We start from the raw sequence: 19,040 nt of genomic DNA on the forward strand, positions 1-19,040 counted from the left end.
GGGCAATTTATTCTGCTGAAGTTTCAAGATATCGGTACGCATTTTTTTACCACCAACACTTTAACCAACCTATAAAATAAGTCTCGACCTATTCTTTTCAAGCAGTTTCGGCCCAATTCCTTTGACATTCATGAGTTCATCTAATGCTTTAAATGCACCATGTTTTTGTCGATATTCAATAATCGCTTGGGCTTTTTTCTCACCTACACCACTTAAACTTTGCAACTGCTGTAAGTTCGCTTGATTTAAGCTAATTTTATCGCCTGAAATATTTACAGAAGATGAAACAGGTTTCACATTTTGTTGCTGGGTCGGTCTAGATAAATAATATTGGTCATCTTGTCTAGCCAATTGCTGATCATGTTTTTGTTGCTGTGCTTTCCACTGTATATAAGACTGATCAAATTGTTTTGCATTCAGGTGAGAGATAACCCCGAACCCTAGAATAATCAATAATAAAAAATTAATTTTGCTGCGTAACTGCGGCAATTTCATCAGAGCTCCCCTCAAATTTTAAATGTCTTTTTGCTTGCTCCCATAGCTGGTCCATTTCCGCCAAACTCATTTCTTGCAAGTCTTTCTGTTGTCGATGTGCTTGTTGTTCGATATAGGCAAAGCGACTTCTAAATTTATGAATTGTCGCCAGTAATGCCGTTTCACTCGACAGCCCAAGTTTACGACCTACATTGATCAAAGAAAATAGACAATCTCCAAATTCTTCTTGTATTTCATCGGTTTTTCCCGTTTTAAGCGCTTGTTGTAATTCTGCTAGCTCTTCGTCTAATTTTCCGTAAGCATCCTCTACCGTTTCAAAATCAAAACCAAGTTGTGCTGCTTTTTTTTGGATTTCATCCGCTTGAACTAAAGCAGGTGCATGCTTCACCTCATCTAATCGAGATCTTGGCTTACCCTGTTTCTCTTGCTGCTTAATTTGTTTCCATAGCTCGCTTACCTGTTCAGGGTTCAAGTTCTGAAACTTTTCAGCTTGAAATACATGCGGATGACGTCGAATCAGTTTCTCACTAATTGCATCAACCACATCATGAAAATCAAAAGCCCCTTGCTCACTGAACATTTGTGATTGAAAAACCACTTGCAACAATAGATCTCCAAGCTCTTGACGAATTTCATCCAAATCACCAACACGAATCGCAGCTTCGACTTCATAAGCCTCTTCAATCGCATAACGCGTTAAGCTCTCAGGTGTTTGTTGTTGATCCCATGGACATTTTTGTCTTAGCTCACGCATGATTTCTAATAGCTTTTCCATGATTATCTCCTCACCCCTTACGCTGTTGCAGTTTTAACCAGCTTCTGTCTAATATACGCTGGTCCGAAAAGTATCAATATAAAGTAAGGAAAAGCAATGCAACATAGTGTTTTTATTAGTGGTGCAGCTCAAGGCATAGGTGCCGAAATTGCCCGTCTGTTTCATCAAAAAGGCTATAAAGTAGGCATCTACGATATCAACTTAGAACAAGCGCAAGCTTTAGCTACGGAACTGGGTGCAAATACGAAAGCGGGTTATTTAGATGTTAGCGATTATCCACAATGGCAAATCGCATTACAGGAATTTCAAAACTGGGCAGGCGAACTCAATATTCTAATTAACAATGCTGGAATCTTATATTCTGGTGCTTTTGAAAATACAACCATCCCCTCTCATCACCGCACAATTGATATCAATGTAAAAGGTGTTCTTAATGGTTGCCATGCAGCTTTAAATTATTTACAAAAAGCGAGTTTTGCTCGGGTCATCAACCTCTCTTCTGCTTCAGCTATTTATGGACAAGCCGATCTAGCCTCATACTCTGCCAGTAAATTTGCCGTGCGTGGTTTAACTGAAGCTCTAGATGTGGAATGGCAAAAATATAATATTCGTGTGCTCGATGTTATGCCATTATTTGTGCAAACCAGTATGGTAAAAAATATGGATGCTGGGAGTATTCAAAATATTGGTGTGGATTTAACTCCAGCAGATGTTGCACAACAGGTTTTCGCTTTAACACAACAAAAAAATCACTTCCTTATTCCTACCCACACTCCTATTGGCATTAAAACCAAACTGATGTATCAATTATCACGTATTAGCCCACAGTTTTTAAACCGAATCACCAATATATTATTATCCAAGCAAGCATAAAAAAAGAAAAGTGCTTTATATTTTAAACAATATAAAGCCTAACAACCCTACATATTAATTCACTTTTCACACAAATATAAAAATCATTAAAAATAAAACCATCACATTAATCAATAAAAATTAAAAATAGCGCACAAAACAGTAAAACTGAAAGTAAAAAAATATTATAAATCATTAAATTAAATAAAAAACAAGATTACAAATAAAACCTGATCAAATACCACAAAAACAATAGACAGACAAGTCTTTAAAATATTTAAAAAAAATAGTGACTTTAAAATTTATTTTAAATAGAATCCGCCTGCTACAAAAATAGCAACTTAATCTAAAATCTTTTAAAGTGTTTATAATATGAAAAAATTATTAGTTTTAACTGCTGCTGCAACGTTTTCTTTCTCTACTTTTGCAGCGACCGAGGGTAAACCATTTTCAACTGCTGAATTAAAGGCAATGGATTGCGCAACACTTTCTGTTGAGCAATCAAATGCAAAACGTGAGTTAGCAAGCGCAGAGAAAAATATTGCGAATATTAATGCAAATGCTCAATCACCAAACAAGGCAGTAAGCAAATGGGCTGGTCTTGCAAGTGGCGCATTAACTGCTTTCGGTGGCAACTCTGAAAAAACTGCCAAAGCCAGTCAAATTGCAAATAATCTTGCGGGCGAAGAAGATACATCTGACGTAAATAATTTGACTGTTCAAGAGTCAATTAAAGCGAAAGCCCAAGCAAATATTGAAAATATTGCAACATTCCAAAAAAGCAAAAAATGCAAAATCTAAAAATCACAATCAAACCCATTTTGATTTTATGATGATGCCGTGTGCTTAAAATAATAAAACCCGCCTATTGAACGATCCCCCATGAAAGCAGTCAGTTCAAAAAAGCGGGTTTTATTCTAAATATAATTAACTACCTTGTACTAAACGTCTCGCACTAATGATGCCGGGTTGTTGCTCTAAACGAGCCAACAAACGAGAGAGCTGTGCTAAACCTTTCACTTCAATCAGCAACTTCATATTAGCAATCCCATCCGCCTCAGAAATCGTATTGACCTGACGAATATTGATTTGATCAGAGAAAATCACTTGAGTGAGATCTTTGAGTAAACCACGGCGATCATAGGCCTCAACCACAATCTGAACGCTTTGTCCGCGTGTTGGTTGCATTTCCCAATCGGCTTCAACTGCACGCTCTGGTTCATGTGTCGTCATACGCACATAATCTGGACATGCGACTTTATGGATGCTCACCCCTCGATTTAAAGTGATATAACCACCAATCGATTCACCATGCACGGGCTGACAACACTGTGCTATATGCAATTCCACATTGTCCAAACCATCAATCAAGATACCATGTGCCGATAATGTATGGCTTGCACGTGGATTTAATGCTGGTTTTAACACCAGCTCTGGTTCATCTTGATCTAAATGCATTTGACGATTTACTTGGTTCATCAATGCATGCAGACTAATGTCACCACTCACCAATGCCACCAAAATATCATCACCTGACTTCAGGTTAAAATGAGATGAGTAATCGTTTAAATCAATACTTTTTGGATGAATAGCCAGACGAGCGAGCTCTTTATTGAGCAACTCACGTCCCACTTCGACGTTCTTGCTGCGATCTTGCTGTCTAAACCAATGACGCAATTTATCTCGCGCACGAGCTGTTTTGATATAACCTAAAGAGTTAACCAACCAATCTCGATTTGGCTCACGGTCTTTTTTGGTTAAGATCTCAACTTGCTCACCTGTTTTTAAAGTATAAGTCAGTGGCACATAACGCTGGTTTACACGTGCTGCATAGCATTTGTTTCCAACTTCAGTATGGACGTGATAAGCAAAGTCAAGCACAGTCGAGCCGCGCGGTAACTCTTTAATGTCCCCATCACGACTAAACACATAAATCTTTTCAAAATTTTCAAAATCTTGAATTTGATCGATACCATTCGACTCATCATCTTCAGCATGCGGTGTCGTTTCCGTTCGCTCCTGATAATGCTCAAGTACAGCGCGAAGTGAATGCAATCGATCATTAAAAGAATGATCCGTATTTTTCGCACCTTCTTTGTAGTTGAAATGAGAACAAACTCCCAATTCAGCTTCTTCATGCATCTCAAAAGTACGAATTTGAACTTCGAGTGATTTATTTTCAGCAATCACTGCCGTATGCAAAGACCGATAGCCATTGGCTTTCGGGTTAGTCACATAATCATCAAACTGGTTGGGAATGTGTCGCCATAACTGATGTACGATCCCTAAAGCATGGTAACAATCTGGTACCGTTTTTAATAACACCCGCACTGCACGAATATCGTAAAGCTGGTCAAAGCTAAGATTTTTGCTTTTCATTTTTCGATAAATCGAATAAATGTGCTTCACTCGCCCCGTGATTTCAGCATGAATATCATAAGCATCCAGTTCGGTTTTAAGCTTATCAATCACAAACTGAATATACTGTTCACGCTCTAAACGTTTTTCATTGAGCAAAGAAGCAATTTCTTTGTATCGTTCTGGCGCTAAATAGCGAAAAGCGAGATCTTCTAGTTCCCATTTTAGTTGGGCGATTCCTAAACGATGTGCAAGTGGAGAATAAATCGTTAAAATTTCACGTGCAACACGTTCTTGACGCTCTTTGCTTGCAGTTGCCAACTCACGTAAAGCATAAGTTCGCTCTGCCAGTTTAATCAGCACCACACGTACATCTTCTGTCACAGAAATCAGCATTTTATAAATGCCGTTTAGATGTTCACGTTGATTATTATTAAAATGATCTTCTAGACGCTTATTTTTTTCAATCAGCTCCGATAGCTTACCCATTGCAAGCGTGCCTTTTACTAGGCCCAGAACTTGCTCGCCAAACTCACGCTGAATATCCTCTAAGGTGATCAGTCCTTCACGTACACTTCGATATAATACTGCCGCTGACAACGTATCTTCATCTACATGTAAATGCGCCAAAATATCCGCCATACCAATACCGATACTGAAGGTGTTGGTATGATGATTAACCGTGCTTTCAAACTCTTTTTGTAAGGTAAGCTCTGCAACCCGTTGTAGCTGCTTCAGCTCAGCCCCATCCAAGATATCACGCACTCGATCTAGCCAAGATACTAGACTACTTTGCGCTTCAGCGGCATGTTCTACAGTCGCTTCCTCAGACAACTCATGGAGTCGTCCAGGTAACTGTTCACGTACTGTGACCATACCATTCTCCTCTGGATATGTAACTCATGTTCTAATCGTTTATCTCTTAAATTTTATCAGACTCATTTTTTTCAAATAAGGCAATAGATTCAACATGTTCAGTATGGGTAAACATATCCATTACCGCAGCTTTTTTAAGCTGATAACCATGTTGTGCCAGTACACCTGCATCCCTTGCCAGTGTTGAAGGATTACATGAAACATAAACGATTCTATTTGCTCCGAAGCTCGGTACATATTGCATCACCTCAAAAGCACCCGATCGCGGAGGATCAATTAATAATGCATCAAATCCTTGTTTCGCCCAAGGATGATGTGAAAAGTCTTTTGTTAAATCTTGTGAAAAAAAGATAGCTTGGTTCAACGAATTTGCTTTCGCATTTTCAGTTGCACGCAATACCATTTCATCACTTGCCTCAACACCTATCACCTGACCAGTATCTCCTACACATCGTGCTAAAGGTAGAGAAAAGTTGCCTAATCCACAAAATAGATCAAGCACACGTTCCCCTTCCTTTAACTGTAGCAATTCACATGCCAACTGAATCATTCGTGCATTTACCGCACTATTCACTTGGGTAAAATCCAATGGTGAAAATGCAAAACGAATATCGAAATCATCTAAATGATAGTGTAACCGCATTGGTGCTTGCACATCGTCGACCCGATGTAAACTATCAGCGCCTCTGGGTTGTAAATACAACTGCCACTGTCTTTGTAACGCAAATTGACGCAAATGGTTGACATCCGACACATTTAATTCTTCCAAGTGGCGAATTAATAACGCAACTTCGTGATCCCCCATCGCCAATTCAACATGACCAATGTGTGCTTTGGCCATCAAGCCTTCAAGACACTTTCTCAACTCAGGTATCGCATCAGATAAAGTCTGATCCAATACCTTGCACTGGTGAATGGTGGTTAAATGATTACTGTGATGCTCTCTAAACCCCATGACCAAACGATCTTGTCGCGGAATATACCGCACACCAATTCGGGCACGACGACGGTAATCTATTTTGCTAGAACGAATTGGTGTTAACCATTGTTCAGGTTGTAGACCAGCAAAATGCTGTAAATGCGATTGCAATACATTTTGCTTCAACAAAATTTGTTCGTCAGGATGAATATGTTGCAAGCTACAGCCACCACATATCCCAAAATGCGGGCAAATTGGTTCTACCCGCCCAGTAGCGGCCTCACCTTCTAGTTTCAGCATTTCTGCTTCTTCTAGACGCGTGGTTTGGTGGGTAATTTTCGCTTGAACCGTTTCACCCACCAAGGCATTGCGAATAAAAACTTTCTTACCCTGTTTTTCTTTAGGATGGTCAGGGTGAGTTCCATAGTGCGCAATACCACGACCTTCATGCGAAAAAGCTTCCACTTTGAAGGTATAAATTGGCTGATGTGCCGGGCGCTGTTTCGCTTTATGTTTCAAAAGATGAACCTAATTTTTGGGCGCAAACGTCGGTGCGGTAAATACAGTATATTGCGATGTTTGGCGCCATACTTGTAAAAAATCTGATTGTTGCGTTTGCGTTTGTAAATAATCAATGGTTGACTGAATAAACTGCTGATGATCTAGTTGATTTAACTGACCTTTTAGTAAAAGCCAACGCAAATAAACCAACCAAGTATTCAGTACATCACCCTCACAATAACTGGTTAGTTTTAACCAATTATTGTTACGTACATATTCTGGCACACGATAACCAGACTCACCACGCTTTCCAGGAAAACCGAGCAAGCAAGCAATATCATCTAATTTCTGGAAATTTCGACCATTAAACATGGCCATCACATCCATCAAGTCGACATGTCGATGATGATATCGGTTTTGATAGTTATTAAACCGCTTCTGATTGTCGATTTCGCCTTGATCAAACAAACTTGGGGCAGATAGTCCGTGATACATCGCTCGAAATAAAATGACAGGCAAATCAAACTGAGAACCGTTCCAACTCACAAGAGTTGGCTGTTTTTTATCAAAAATCGATAAGAATTTTGCCAGCATCTCAGCTTCAGTATTTTGCTCTTGGCTAAATGAAAATAAACGAAAGCCTTTTTCATCGATCCACAAACCAGAAATGCATACAATTTCGTGCAAAGGTAACCGTTGAAAATCCATCCCTGATTCTTGACGGCGAATCTTGGTCAAGGCCTGCTCGACATCAGACTCAGGTAAATCAAGATGATATAAATGAGCGCCAGCTTTTAAATCAGTGAGCGTTTCAATATCAAACACTAAAATCGGAAAACGTAAGCTCATTTTCAAAACTTCCTCAGAGAACTGAAGAATTCTCTCTTTTTAATAGAGAGCTTGGGCGTAATTTTATTCATCATCTTTTACTGAGAATAAACCCGTTGATAAATAACGATCTCCACGATCACAAATAATGCAGACAATCACAGCATCTGGATTTTCTTCAGCAATTTTAATAGATGCCCAGACCGCACCACCAGACGATGTCCCTGCACTAATCCCTTCGCTACGAGCCAGTTTACGCATGGTACGCTCTGCTTCAATTTGTGGAATATCAATAATACGATCGACTCGACTACGATCAAAAATCGTTGGTAAATATGCCTCTGGCCAACGACGAATCCCTGCAATACTTGAACCATCTGAAGGCTGTAAGCCCACAATTTGAATCTCAGGATTTTGTTCTTTTAAATATTTAGACACCCCCATGATGGTGCCCGTGGTTCCCATTGAGCTGACAAAATGGGTAATTTTCCCGCCCGTTTGTTTCCAAATCTCAGGCCCCGTAGTCAGATAATGTGCTTCCACATTATCTGGATTACCAAACTGATTTAAAACATAACCCTGACCGTCAGCCTGCATTTGCAAAGCCAAATCTCGAGCTCCTTCCATGCCTTGTTGCTGAGTAACTTCGATTAACTCTGCACCATAAGCTGACATAGCATCTTTACGCTCTTGGCTCATGTTATTCGGCATGATCAGTTTCATTTTATAACCACGCATGGCTGAAACCATCGCCAAAGCAATTCCTGTATTACCGCTGGTTGCTTCAATCAAGGTATCACCCGGTTTAATTTGACCGCGTTTTTCTGCCTGAATAATCATGTTATAGGCAGGTCGATCTTTCACAGAACCTGCTGGGTTATTGCCTTCTAATTTTGCTAATACCGTGGCTTGAGTATGACTTGCTAAACGCTGTAAACGCACCAATGGTGTTTTACCCACATATTCATCTAGTAAAAATTCATCTGCTAAAAAATCTGGTTGCGTATTGGTCATGATCGACACCGATATCAAGGTGGCGTCTATTGTATGAAAAAAAACACAAGACTGCATCTTTTCCCACTGCTTTTTATAGTGAGATAAATGCTAGCCTGTTTAAAGCATGCTAAGATATTTTGCAGAATGATAAGTCTGACCCAACTATGTCAAATTTCAATAAAACTCTTTCTAAACGTTTACGGCTCAATCATGCCTATGGACAGCTGATCGCGCTGATTCTGGTTCCGATTGCGATTTTGACAGGCGTAGGCATTTTGTGGGTTTTATCTGAAACAACCAATGCCGCGAAACAACAGCAAAATGCAGAAGCATCTGCGATTTTGGCGCGTTATCATCAAACAGCAAATGAACTACTTCACTTGGTCGAAGAACAACCCGATCAATATGACCGTGCGCAAAACCTGTTTCAAAAAATGTTTGATGAAAAAAACCTACAACGTGCGGTTTTAATTGACAATAAAGGACAGACTTATTTAACCATTGGTTATCAGAATAATCGTTACTGGCCTAACTTTCCGAAAAACAGTGATTTTTTTGGCCCTATTTCCCACAATCACAATAGTATTTATGGCTCTAAGCTGGATAGTGAAAATCCAAATTCTGTTTGGTTGATGATTGAATTAAATAATCATCCACTCGAACTTGCGCGTTATAAAATCTTATTATCACTCGTCGCAACCGGATTGATCACCTTATTAATACTGTTATTTTGTCTAAATGTTTTTTCTCGTCGCTGGCTAGCGCCGCTATACGAAATTCGTATGCAAATGCAGCGCCTAAATGCAGACACTTTAGATCAACATATTGTGGTTAATAGCACAGGTGAATTGCGCTTACTGCAACGTGATATCGCCAATGTCGTCAAACGACTTCATTTTAGTTTTTTAGAGCTTAAAGAACATACTGAACAGACTGAAGAAGATCTACGTCGTACATTGGATACTTTAGAAGTTCAGAATATTACTTATCGCCAAGCACGCGACCAAGCCATTTCATCTAACCAATCTAAATCCGTTTTCTTGGCAAATATCAGCCATGAATTACGCACACCGCTCAACAGTATCGATGGTTTTATCCATTTATTATTACGCCAACAAAATTTAAGTAACGAACAGAACCTCTACCTGCAAACGATTCGGAAATCTTCTGCTCATTTATTGGCGTTAATTAATGATGTACTCGATTTTTCTAAAATTGATGCCGGTAAACTTGAGCTCGAGACCGCACCCTTTGATCTCGAAGAAGCCATTTTCGATGTGATGGATATGTTGTCACCTTTGGCAGCACAAAAACACATTAATATGGCATTCTACTATGCAGAAAATATCCCGCAGCACGTGGTGGGTGATGCATTACGCTTTAAACAAATCCTGACCAATCTGATTTCCAACGCAATCAAGTTCACTCCTGACGGTGAGATTATTGTGCGTGTTCGTATGGAAGATGATGACATTGGTCAGTGTTTATTGCATTTCAGCGTACAAGATAGTGGAATTGGCTTAAGTGGTACCGATCGCAAGAAATTATTTGAATCTTTCTCACAAGGCGATGCCTCTGTTACGCGTCAATTTGGTGGCACTGGACTTGGTTTAGCGATCTCCAAACAATTAGTACATCTAATGCGTGGTCAAATCGGCTTTGAAGACAACCAAGAACGTGCGCCTACCGAAAAAGGTTCGACTTTCTGGTTCACCGCAGCATTTAAAGTTGAAGAAGAAGATGCTTTCGTTGAACATCCTCGTTTTGATCATCTACAAGTGGTATCTTATTTAGCGCATCCAGCGACGGCAAGCGTACTGCGCCTCTATCTTGAAAATTATCATGTGGCGCATATTGAGACACAGTCAATTTTAGATTTATTCAGTCGCCTCAACCATTTGAATCAGCAAGAAAATACATGGTTGATTGTAGATCACAGTGGCGATACAGAAGCTTTATTGAAAGAGATTCGCCAACGTTATCATGGCAATTTAGCGGTTTATGGTTATCAAATGAGCCTTGATCCAAACATGCTCAATGAATATCGTGCTCGCCCAATCTATCAACCATTAAGCCGTCGCGAGCTTATTCAGCTCTTAGCAAATCAGCCAATTTTCGAACAAGAGCCTGAAGACTTCAATGGTCAAGGGTTGCATGTCTTAGCTGTCGATGATCATTTACCAAATTTGATTGTCTTAGAAGCATTACTAGGCGAACTCAATGTAACCACCACCAAAGCATTGAGCGGGCAAAAAGCGATTGATCTGATTCAAGAGCGAATTGAACAGAAGTCTCCCCCATTTGATCTAGTATTTATGGATATTCAAATGCCTGTGATGTCAGGCATTGATACCACGCGGGCCATTCGCTCACTCGAATCAACGCTGGATACGGGCATGCAACTTCCAATCATTGCCTTAACTGCACACGCCTTGGCAGATGAGAAACAAAAGTTGCTTAAAGTCGGCATGAATGATTATGTGACCAAACCAATTCAAATGGAACAAATCATTCAGATCCTCACCCAATGGACCAAGAATAATTTTAGTTCACAGCCAACCACCACCGAAACAAAACGCCCAATCGAGTCAATTGATCCTCAAATCTTAAATTGGCAACAAAGTATTCAACTCGCTGCTAACAAAGAAGATTTAGCGCAAGATTTATTAGGTATGTTAGTGGATAGTTTTGATACCGAGCTAAATGAAATGCAACAGCTGATTGAGGTCGAGGATTTCCCTCAACTTGAGCATGTTTTACATCGTCTCTATGGCGCGACGCGTTATGTAGGCACGCCAACCTTGCAAAGAATTGCAGGTGAGTTTGAACAATTTGTTTCTACCTTACGCAAAGAACGACGCAAGGCAGATGATGTGTTTATTCGGGAAACCAATCATCGCTTTAATGAGCTTAATGCCGCTATTGAACAAGTTAGGCAAGCAGCAAATCTCGTCTTGAACGGACACGACAACTAAGATGACTGTCGTGTCATGTTTCATGACAAAAACTCATGCTATGCTGCCAATCATCAAACACAATAAGAGTATGACCAATGGCACTTTTACGCGTTGAAAAAAACAATGGAATCGCAACAGTTTCGTTAAATCGTCCAGACAAACGCAATGCAATGAGTTTTGCATTACTAAAAGAATTGGTCTCAACAGCTAAAAAAATTGAAAAGGATCGCTCTATTCGCTGCGTCATTTTAACAGGTGAAGCACAGGTCTTCAGTGCAGGTATCGATTTATCAGACCTAAACAACCCTAAAAACACCGCATTTGCGGCATGGGAACTGATCAAACCTGGACAAAGCCTATTCCAAAAAGCTTTTCTGATTTGGCAAAACCTACCTATCCCTGTTATTGCAGCAATTGAAGGATATTGCTTCGGTGCAGGCATGCAACTTGCACTTGCGGCAGACATCCGGATCGCAACACCAACAACACAAATGTCGATTATGGAAAGCCGTTGGGGACTTGTGCCCGACATGGGCTTAACACGTTCACTCAAAGGGCTTATTGGGGTTGACTTAGCCAAAGAGCTTACTCTCACTGCTCGGATTTTTGATGCTGAATATGCCAAAGAAATCGGCTTAGTGACGCACTTGGATACAGATCCTCTCGCCAAAGCCAATGTCATCGCTCAAGAGATGTTGCAACGCTCACCAGATGCATTGATGGCAGCAAAACGTGTTTTAGACGCGATGGAGCATCAACCAGAAAAGGCTCTACGTTTAGAAAAACTTTGGCAACTCAAACTACTATTAGGCAAAAACAGTACGCTTGCGCGTAAGAAAGATAAGAACCCTGAAATTGAGTTCTTACCTAGACAATATAAATAGACGTTGAGAAGCTTATAAGTGGGGGCATTCGGCACGCTCCCGCAAATAGACTCAAAAACAGCACAGGCTATAAACATGATACTTGATCAAAGAAATCCCATCGCTTTCTTAGGTATGGGTTTAATGGGCACGCGTATGGCAGCCCGACTGCTTCAAGCAGGCTACTCAGTTGCTGTTTGGAATCGTAACCCACTTGCATGTGAAGCATTGATTCAACAAGGTGCAACCGCCTTAACTTTAGAAGAAATTGGCAACTACCCTGTCATTTTGACCTGTTTAGCGGATGATCAAGCCGTTCAAAGCGTTTTTAACCAGTTCCAGCCTCACCTAAAAGCTCAACAAATCATTGTCGACTTTTCGAGTTTATCTGTTGCAGCAACACACCACCTTGCAACTACAGCACAACAACAACACGTTATATGGATTGACTCCCCAGTATCTGGTGGAACCACAGGTGCAGAGCAAGGTACTTTAGTAATTTTTGCAGGTGGCGATGCCAAAACAATTCAGCAGCTCGAACCAATCTACTCAGTACTCTCCCAGCGTGTTACCCGAATGGGCGAATCTGGTACAGGGCAAGCCACGAAGATTTGCAATCAGTTGATTGTTGCAGCCAACAGTACGCTGATTGCGGAAGCAGTTGCACTTGCAGAGCAAGCAGGTGTAGATACCCGTTTGCTCGCCCCTGCGCTTGCAGGGGGGTTTGCTGATTCCAAACCTTTTCAGATTCTTGCACCGCGTATGGCAACACATGTGTTTGAACCTGTGCAATGGAAAGTCCAAACATTATCTAAAGACTTAAACAATGCGTTACAACTCGCGCAAAGTTTTAACCTAAAGATACCTGTTGCACAAAAAGCCTTAGCACAGTTACAAGCGCACCAACAAAATGGCTTTGCTGAGAAGGATTTAGCCACTATCATCAAACTTATAGAATAATAATTAATGCTTCATGGAGTTTGATATGAGCCATCTTGCAGTCAATTTATCGATGATTTTTACAGAAGTGCCACTCATCGAACGTTTTGCATTGGCACACGCACACGGATTTCAACATGTCGAAATCCAATTCCCATATGAGCTTGAAATATTTGATATACAAGCACAACTTAACCAATACAACCTATCACTTTGCCTGATCAATGCACCTGCGGGTGATCTAATGCAAGGAGGTAATGGCTTAGCAGGTGTGCCTGGTTTAGAAACGACATTTCACCAAGCACTAGAGCTTGCAATCAGTTATGCAACCGCATTAAATGTTCCGCGTATCAACATCTTGGCTGGCAAACAACCTTTGGATGCAGATTTATTGCCATGCTTAAATACACTTGCAAGCAACTTAAAACTAGCTTGCCACATGTTGACTGAACATCATATTGAGCCTGTCTTTGAAATGATTAATGGCACAGATATGCCACGTTTTTTAATCCAGAACATTGCTCAAGGTCAAGAAATGCTAGAAGCAGTGAATCACCCAGCGTTAAAAATGCAATATGATTGTTACCACATGGCAATGATGGGCGAAGATGTGTTGGCGGGGTTACAAGAAAATATTCATCAAATTGGACACATCCAATTTGCGGATTGTCCGAGTCGTCATGAGCCTGATACTGGAAATATCCCCTATAAACAAATCTTTGACTGGTTATTACAAAGTGATTATCAAGGAATAATTGCGGCTGAATACAGACCAAAAGAGCATTCAGATCAATCATTTGCATGGAAACAGAAGTATTTTTCCAATGATGTGAATACATAAACTGTTACGGCTAAAATTTGAGTTTTTTTGTTAAAAACGGTATATTTGAGGATGAGCAATTGTCAGGAAAATATACCCTCTATGAATTTAGAACCATCGCCCAGCGCTTCTAATTCTCACGACCTAAAAATCACAACATCAAACAAAGATGTACACGCTTGCTTAAAAGTGGTACATGAAGCCCTCACTGATGTAAAAGCCAAAGATATTTTAGAACTTGATGTAAGTTCTATTAGCAATGTCGCTGATGCAATTGTAATTGCTAGCGGTACTTCAACTCGTCATGTCAAAGCCCTTGCTGACAATGTTGCTGATGAAGCACGTAAAGCAGGTTTTCGTCCGATTGGTGTCGAAGGTGAACGAGATGCCGAATGGATCTTAATTGACTTAGGTCACGTTGTAGTTCACGTCATGTTACCTACTGCTCGTAAGTTTTATGACCTTGAAAGTTTATGGCGTACACCTGAATCTGTTGCCTAATCCCTGATACACAAAAAAGCGATCTATTAAAGATCGCTTTTTTATTACCTATCTTATTAAGCTCAATTCCTCACTCCAAAATTGACATGACAAATTGTCATATTTAAGACATTATAGAATCGCTTTAAACTCAATCGATAAAAAGTCATAACTGGAGTGAACGAAGTGAAAATTCTAATTACTGGTGCTAACACAGGAATTGGTTTTGCGACCGCTGAACAACTGATTAAACAAGATCAACATGTCATTTTAGCTTGTCGCAACCCGCAAAAGGCTAAAGAAGCACAAGACAGATTACGTGCGTTAAACCAAGGTCAAGTTGACGTAGTATCACTTGACTTAAATAGCCTCGAAAATACAAGTAAAGCAGCCGATGAAATTGCAGATCGTTATGGCAATCTAGATATATTAATCAATAATGCTGGGCTTTTTTCCAAAACCAAACAGCTCACTCACGATGGCTTTGAGCAGCAATTTGGGGTGAACTACCTCGGACATTTTCTATTTACCCAAAAGCTACTTCCTGTACTAAAACAAGCACCCCAAGCACGAATTATCCATCTCGCATCCATTGCGCATTGGGCAGGGTCAATTAAGCCTAATAAATTTCGCGCTGAAGGTTTTTACAATCCTTTGTTTTATTATGGTCAATCTAAACTTGCCAATCTCCTATTTAGCAATGCACTAGCTGAGCAAATGGCCGGCACCAGCATTACCAATAATGCATTGCATCCTGGCGGTGTTGCATCTGATATCTATAGAGAACTGCCAAAACCTGTTTATGAAGTCATGAAAATCGGTTTAGTACCCACTTCTGTTCCTGCAAAGCTGATTACTCAAATGGCGATTGGAGATAGCTGGGCCAACCGTAATGGCGAATATGTTAGTGCACATATGCCAGACTGGAGATCTCCTCATGCTAAAAACCAACAGCTTGCCCGTGATCTCTATGCTCAATCTATGGATTTTGTAGAAAAGTATCTTTAAACGATTAGAACGAAATAAAAAAGCCACCCGAGGGTGGCTTTTCAATCCTGATGAGGTCAGATTAGTGACCACCACCATTGATTGCTTTCGTCATGTCTTCAACAACTTTCTTCGCATCACCAAAGACCATCATGGTTTTTTCATTGTAGAACAAGTCGTTGTCTAGACCAGCATAACCTGTTGCCATAGAACGCTTGATCACCATGATCGTACGAGCTTTGTGTGCTTCAAGGATCGGCATACCATAAATTGGCGAGCTTGGATCATCTTTCGCAGCTGGGTTTACAACGTCATTTGCACCGATTACAAGTACAACGTCAGTTGCTGGGAAGTCAGAGTTGATTTCATCCATTTCTAAAATGTCTTCATATGCAACATCAGCTTCAGCTAACAATACGTTCATGTGACCAGGCATACGACCAGCAACTGGGTGAATCGCAAAACGTACTTTCACGCCTTGCTCTTTTAAGATTTCACACAGCTCTTTTACCGCATTTTGTGCACGGCCTTGCGCCATACCGTAACCCGGTACAATCACAACGCTATCAGCATTTGACATCAAGAAGCCAGCATCATCCGCAGAACCTGAACGATAGTTACGTTGTACTTGCTCACCTTTGTCAGCAGCAACCGCAGTACCACCCATCGCACCACCAAACAATACATTGATGATCGAACGGTTCATTGCTTTACACATGATGTAAGACAGAATCGCACCAGAAGAACCTACAAGTGAACCCGCAACGATCAACATGTTATTTTCAAGTGTGAAACCAATACCTGCGGCAGCCCAACCAGAGAATGAGTTCAAGAGTGATACCACAACTGGCATATCACCACCACCTACTGGTGCAATCCACATCCAACCAAATGCCAGTGCAAATAGTGTCATGATATAGAATGCTGTTAAGCTATCAGTTGCGAAGTAGATACCACCAAATACAAGCATTGCAATAAATAATGCAGCTTGAACAGGTTTTACCCATGCACCAGAGATTGTTTTAGCCCATTTCTTCGCAGCCAATTTACCGTAAGCAAATACCGATGCAGTAAAGGTAATCGCACCAATGAAACAACCTACAAATAATTCAAAGCGATAAGTACTACTAAAACCAACAAAAGCTGAGTGACCTTGTGCCACCATTGCATCGTTCACCAATACAAGCTGTTCTGCATCGTATTGACCGAAGTGTGCAGCTTTTAATACGGTTGCGATTGCAATCAATACTGCAGCCAAACCAACCAAAGAGTGCATCAATGCAACCATTTCTGGCATTTGTGTCATAGGAACTGCACGTGCTTTAGCGATACCGATTACCGCACCAGCAGCCATTGCAACACCGATCATCCATACCACTGGACCTTCAGCAACGAAGAATGTTGTCAATACGGCGATTGCCATGGCAACCATCCCGTAGCGGCTACCTGCAATTGCAGTCTTAGGACCAGACAAACCACGTAAAGTTAGGATAAAGAGGACAGCACCTACTAGGTAGAACCAATCCGCATAATCTCGAATAAATTCCATCGCTTAGCCCTCTTTTTTCTTTTGCTTTGGTTTAAACATTTCCAGCATACGAGCTGTTACCGCAAAACCACCAAAAATGTTAATGCTTGCAAGGAATACAGCGATTGCACCTAAAATACTAATCGGGTTGATGGTCTGAAAATGCACAGAACCTTCAACACCAAGAAATGGCAAACCAACTGTTTGAATCATTGCACCAACAACAATAATTGAAGACAAAGCATTCGTTACGGCCATAAGTGGTGTATGTAACGCAGGCGTTACACCCCAAACAACGTAATAACCTACGAAGATGGCAAGGACGAAAATTGTAATCGTTTCAACCATGAGAAATCTCCTTAACCACGCTTGAGCAGTACTTGACCGCCATGTGTCACGAGTAACGCTTTTTGGATTTCATCTTCTTGATTGATCGCAAAGCCTTTTTCTTTATCAAACAATGTTTCAAGGAAGTTGAATACGTTACGTGCATACAATGCAGATGCCTCTGTCGCAACTGTGCCTGGAATGTTTGGAATACCCAAAATTTTCACGCCATTTTCAGTAACAACAGTTTCGCCTTCTTTCGAACCTTCAACGTTACCGCCAGTTTCAACCGCCATATCTAAGATGACTGAACCTGGTTTCATTTTGGCAACGGTTTCAGCTTTGATCAGACGTGGTGCATTACGACCTGGAATTAATGCAGTCGTGATTACGATGTCAGCATTTGATACAGCTTTATCTACGATCGCAGCTTGATCTTTGATGTATTGCTCACCAGGCTGCCAACCATATCCGCTTTTCGCAGCTTCAGCAGCACGTTGTTTTTCTTCATCGGACATTGGTACGTCTAACCATTTACCGCCTAAAGACTCAACCTGCTCTTTTGCTGTCGGACGTAAGTCAGTTGCTTCTACCACTGCACCTAAACGTTTTGCAGTCGCAATCGCTTGTAGACCCGCAACACCAACCCCCATGATCACAACACGCGCAGGTTTTACGGTACCCGCAGCTGTCATTAACATTGGGAACATGCGCTGATATTCAGCCGCTGCCAACAATACAGATTTATAACCTGCCAAGTTTGCTTGAGAAGAAAGTACATCCATGTTTTGTGCACGTGAAAGTGTACGTGGAAGTAATTCCAAAGCAAAAGCAGACACTTGCTGTGTAGCAAACTGATCTAATTCTGGATTGCGGTAAGGGTCAAACATTGCTACTACAGTGGTATTAGCCGCAAGTTTTTGAATTTCGTCACCTTTCGGAGCACGTACCTTCAAAATAATTTGGCTACCTGTATATGCATCGTCCGTAATGGTTGCGCCAACTTGTTCATAAGCACTGTCAATATAGGCTGCTTTAACACCAGCACCACGTTCAATGACAATACTATGACCTGCGTTAATCAACTTCTTAACTGTCTCTGGTGTAGCAGCTACACGACTTTCACCTGCGACAGTTTCGGTTGGGATTCCGATCTGCATGAGCGTTCCTCAAGCTAGTTTTTCTTAAGTAAACATCGCGACTCGCAATGTTTCCCCCAGGAGTATTCTTTGTAGAGATTTTGGATTTTAATGGAACTTTTTTAAAATTCCACCCAATATTTATTTAATAAATACCTATATTTTGAACTGATGATTCACATTCGAATTTAAAACTTGTATGCTCAGCACGTTTGACTTTTGATAAAGCAAATGCTGATTGAGATAAGTTTTTTATTCAAATCACTTGTCTTCAAGTCAATAAAGCTGGCTTACATTACGCATGTTTTAAAACATGATCACCAACCAAACTCTATAGTATTTATTCGCCTCTTTCCTTTTAAGCTCACCATCAGAGCACCAAATGCACATGATTGATATA

17 protein-coding genes are annotated in these 19,040 nt (G+C 40.7%); 8 read left to right on the top strand and 9 right to left on the bottom strand.

Annotation, left to right across the window (positions count from 1 at the left end):
- Positions 1 to 69: 69 nt before the first annotated feature.
- Together F927_RS12065 and mazG are read right to left on the bottom strand one after the other, a co-directional pair.
- Positions 70 to 495, bottom strand: a complete 426-nt coding sequence (locus F927_RS12065) for a ComEA family DNA-binding protein (RefSeq protein WP_004637951.1) — start codon at positions 493 to 495, stop codon at positions 70 to 72.
- Positions 464 to 1,270 (bottom strand): nucleoside triphosphate pyrophosphohydrolase, encoded by an 807-nt coding sequence (gene mazG, locus F927_RS12070; protein WP_004637950.1) that lies wholly within the window; start codon positions 1,268 to 1,270, stop codon positions 464 to 466. Before mazG ends, F927_RS12065 begins: the two co-directional genes overlap by 32 nt.
- Positions 1,271 to 1,366: 96 nt before the next feature.
- Between mazG and F927_RS12075 the strand changes: the two genes are divergently transcribed.
- Complete coding sequence (locus tag F927_RS12075; RefSeq protein ID WP_005085306.1) at positions 1,367 to 2,143, top strand: SDR family oxidoreductase; 777 nt, start codon at positions 1,367 to 1,369, stop codon at positions 2,141 to 2,143.
- Positions 2,144 to 2,494: 351 nt separating this feature from the next.
- Positions 2,495 to 2,923, top strand: coding sequence for a hypothetical protein (locus tag F927_RS12080; RefSeq protein WP_005085309.1), 429 nt, complete (start codon positions 2,495 to 2,497; stop codon positions 2,921 to 2,923).
- Between the two features lie 126 nt (positions 2,924 to 3,049).
- On the opposite strand, the gene F927_RS12085 is transcribed toward F927_RS12080, so the two are convergent.
- The 4 genes from F927_RS12085 to cysM all read right to left on the bottom strand — a co-directional run bounded on the left by F927_RS12085 (position 3,050) and on the right by cysM (position 8,618).
- The gene (locus tag F927_RS12085) at positions 3,050 to 5,356 is read right to left on the bottom strand and encodes a RelA/SpoT family protein (RefSeq protein ID WP_004637947.1); all 2,307 of its coding nucleotides are present in this window, start codon (positions 5,354 to 5,356) and stop codon (positions 3,050 to 3,052) included.
- Between the two features lie 46 nt (positions 5,357 to 5,402).
- Positions 5,403 to 6,794: a 23S rRNA (uracil(1939)-C(5))-methyltransferase RlmD gene (gene rlmD, locus F927_RS12090; protein ID WP_005085311.1), complete on the bottom strand. Its 1,392-nt coding sequence runs from the start codon at positions 6,792 to 6,794 to the stop codon at positions 5,403 to 5,405.
- Positions 6,795 to 6,803: 9 nt separating this feature from the next.
- Entirely contained in the window at positions 6,804 to 7,625 is an 822-nt protein-coding gene (locus F927_RS12095; RefSeq protein ID WP_004637945.1) for a 3'-5' exonuclease, read from the bottom strand.
- 63 nt (positions 7,626 to 7,688) lie between these two features.
- Entirely contained in the window at positions 7,689 to 8,618 is a 930-nt protein-coding gene (gene cysM / locus F927_RS12100; protein WP_005085313.1) for a cysteine synthase CysM, read from the bottom strand.
- Between the two features lie 146 nt (positions 8,619 to 8,764).
- Here cysM and F927_RS12105 point away from each other — a divergent pair, with 146 nt between their 5' ends.
- The 6 genes from F927_RS12105 (at position 8,765) to F927_RS12130 (ending at position 15,667) form a co-directional block, all read left to right on the top strand.
- Positions 8,765 to 11,575 (top strand): GacS-like sensor histidine kinase, encoded by a 2,811-nt coding sequence (locus tag F927_RS12105; RefSeq protein ID WP_005085315.1) that lies wholly within the window; start codon positions 8,765 to 8,767, stop codon positions 11,573 to 11,575.
- 77 nt (positions 11,576 to 11,652) lie between these two features.
- The gene (locus F927_RS12110; RefSeq protein ID WP_004637942.1) at positions 11,653 to 12,441 is read left to right on the top strand and encodes a crotonase/enoyl-CoA hydratase family protein; all 789 of its coding nucleotides are present in this window, start codon (positions 11,653 to 11,655) and stop codon (positions 12,439 to 12,441) included.
- A 75-nt stretch (positions 12,442 to 12,516) separates the two neighbouring features.
- Positions 12,517 to 13,380, top strand: a complete 864-nt coding sequence (locus tag F927_RS12115) for an NAD(P)-dependent oxidoreductase (RefSeq protein ID WP_005085317.1) — start codon at positions 12,517 to 12,519, stop codon at positions 13,378 to 13,380.
- Positions 13,381 to 13,405: 25 nt separating this feature from the next.
- Positions 13,406 to 14,200 carry a hydroxypyruvate isomerase family protein gene (locus F927_RS12120; RefSeq protein WP_005085320.1) on the top strand — a complete coding sequence of 265 codons (795 nt, stop codon included), beginning with the start codon at positions 13,406 to 13,408 and terminating at the stop codon, positions 14,198 to 14,200.
- Positions 14,201 to 14,281: 81 nt separating this feature from the next.
- Positions 14,282 to 14,680, top strand: coding sequence for a ribosome silencing factor (rsfS, locus tag F927_RS12125; RefSeq protein WP_004637939.1), 399 nt, complete (start codon positions 14,282 to 14,284; stop codon positions 14,678 to 14,680).
- Between the two features lie 165 nt (positions 14,681 to 14,845).
- Entirely contained in the window at positions 14,846 to 15,667 is an 822-nt protein-coding gene (locus F927_RS12130; RefSeq protein ID WP_005085321.1) for an SDR family NAD(P)-dependent oxidoreductase, read from the top strand.
- Between the two features lie 61 nt (positions 15,668 to 15,728).
- Here the strand turns inward: F927_RS12130 and F927_RS12135 are convergent, their stop codons facing one another.
- From F927_RS12135 to F927_RS12145, 3 genes are read right to left on the bottom strand one after another with little or no spacing between them, the layout of a single operon-like run.
- Positions 15,729 to 17,195 (bottom strand): NAD(P)(+) transhydrogenase (Re/Si-specific) subunit beta, encoded by a 1,467-nt coding sequence (locus tag F927_RS12135; RefSeq protein ID WP_004637936.1) that lies wholly within the window; start codon positions 17,193 to 17,195, stop codon positions 15,729 to 15,731.
- Positions 17,196 to 17,198: 3 nt separating this feature from the next.
- The gene (locus F927_RS12140; protein ID WP_004637935.1) at positions 17,199 to 17,522 is read right to left on the bottom strand and encodes a proton-translocating transhydrogenase family protein; all 324 of its coding nucleotides are present in this window, start codon (positions 17,520 to 17,522) and stop codon (positions 17,199 to 17,201) included.
- A gap of 11 nt (positions 17,523 to 17,533) precedes the next feature.
- Positions 17,534 to 18,661, bottom strand: coding sequence for a Re/Si-specific NAD(P)(+) transhydrogenase subunit alpha (locus tag F927_RS12145; protein WP_005085324.1), 1,128 nt, complete (start codon positions 18,659 to 18,661; stop codon positions 17,534 to 17,536).
- Positions 18,662 to 19,040 lie beyond the last annotated feature (379 nt).

The organism is Acinetobacter haemolyticus CIP 64.3 = MTCC 9819 (assembly GCF_000369065.1).
Lineage (GTDB): Bacteria > Pseudomonadota > Gammaproteobacteria > Pseudomonadales > Moraxellaceae > Acinetobacter > Acinetobacter haemolyticus.

Excerpts from the sequence above, each read along its gene's own strand:
- F927_RS12065 (WP_004637951.1), bottom strand. The coding sequence starts at position 495 with ATGAAATTGCCGCAGTTACGCAGCAAAATTAATTTTTTATTATTGATT.
- mazG (WP_004637950.1), bottom strand. The coding sequence starts at position 1,270 with ATGGAAAAGCTATTAGAAATCATGCGTGAGCTAAGACAAAAATGTCCA.
- F927_RS12075 (WP_005085306.1), top strand. The coding sequence starts at position 1,367 with ATGCAACATAGTGTTTTTATTAGTGGTGCAGCTCAAGGCATAGGTGCC.
- F927_RS12080 (WP_005085309.1), top strand. The coding sequence starts at position 2,495 with ATGAAAAAATTATTAGTTTTAACTGCTGCTGCAACGTTTTCTTTCTCT.
- F927_RS12085 (WP_004637947.1), bottom strand. The coding sequence starts at position 5,356 with ATGGTCACAGTACGTGAACAGTTACCTGGACGACTCCATGAGTTGTCT.
- F927_RS12095 (WP_004637945.1), bottom strand. The coding sequence starts at position 7,625 with ATGAGCTTACGTTTTCCGATTTTAGTGTTTGATATTGAAACGCTCACT.
- cysM (WP_005085313.1), bottom strand. The coding sequence starts at position 8,618 with ATGACCAATACGCAACCAGATTTTTTAGCAGATGAATTTTTACTAGAT.
- F927_RS12105 (WP_005085315.1), top strand. The coding sequence starts at position 8,765 with ATGTCAAATTTCAATAAAACTCTTTCTAAACGTTTACGGCTCAATCAT.
- F927_RS12110 (WP_004637942.1), top strand. The coding sequence starts at position 11,653 with ATGGCACTTTTACGCGTTGAAAAAAACAATGGAATCGCAACAGTTTCG.
- F927_RS12115 (WP_005085317.1), top strand. The coding sequence starts at position 12,517 with ATGATACTTGATCAAAGAAATCCCATCGCTTTCTTAGGTATGGGTTTA.
- F927_RS12120 (WP_005085320.1), top strand. The coding sequence starts at position 13,406 with ATGAGCCATCTTGCAGTCAATTTATCGATGATTTTTACAGAAGTGCCA.
- rsfS (WP_004637939.1), top strand. The coding sequence starts at position 14,282 with ATGAATTTAGAACCATCGCCCAGCGCTTCTAATTCTCACGACCTAAAA.
- F927_RS12135 (WP_004637936.1), bottom strand. The coding sequence starts at position 17,195 with ATGGAATTTATTCGAGATTATGCGGATTGGTTCTACCTAGTAGGTGCT.
- F927_RS12140 (WP_004637935.1), bottom strand. The coding sequence starts at position 17,522 with ATGGTTGAAACGATTACAATTTTCGTCCTTGCCATCTTCGTAGGTTAT.
- F927_RS12145 (WP_005085324.1), bottom strand. The coding sequence starts at position 18,661 with ATGCAGATCGGAATCCCAACCGAAACTGTCGCAGGTGAAAGTCGTGTA.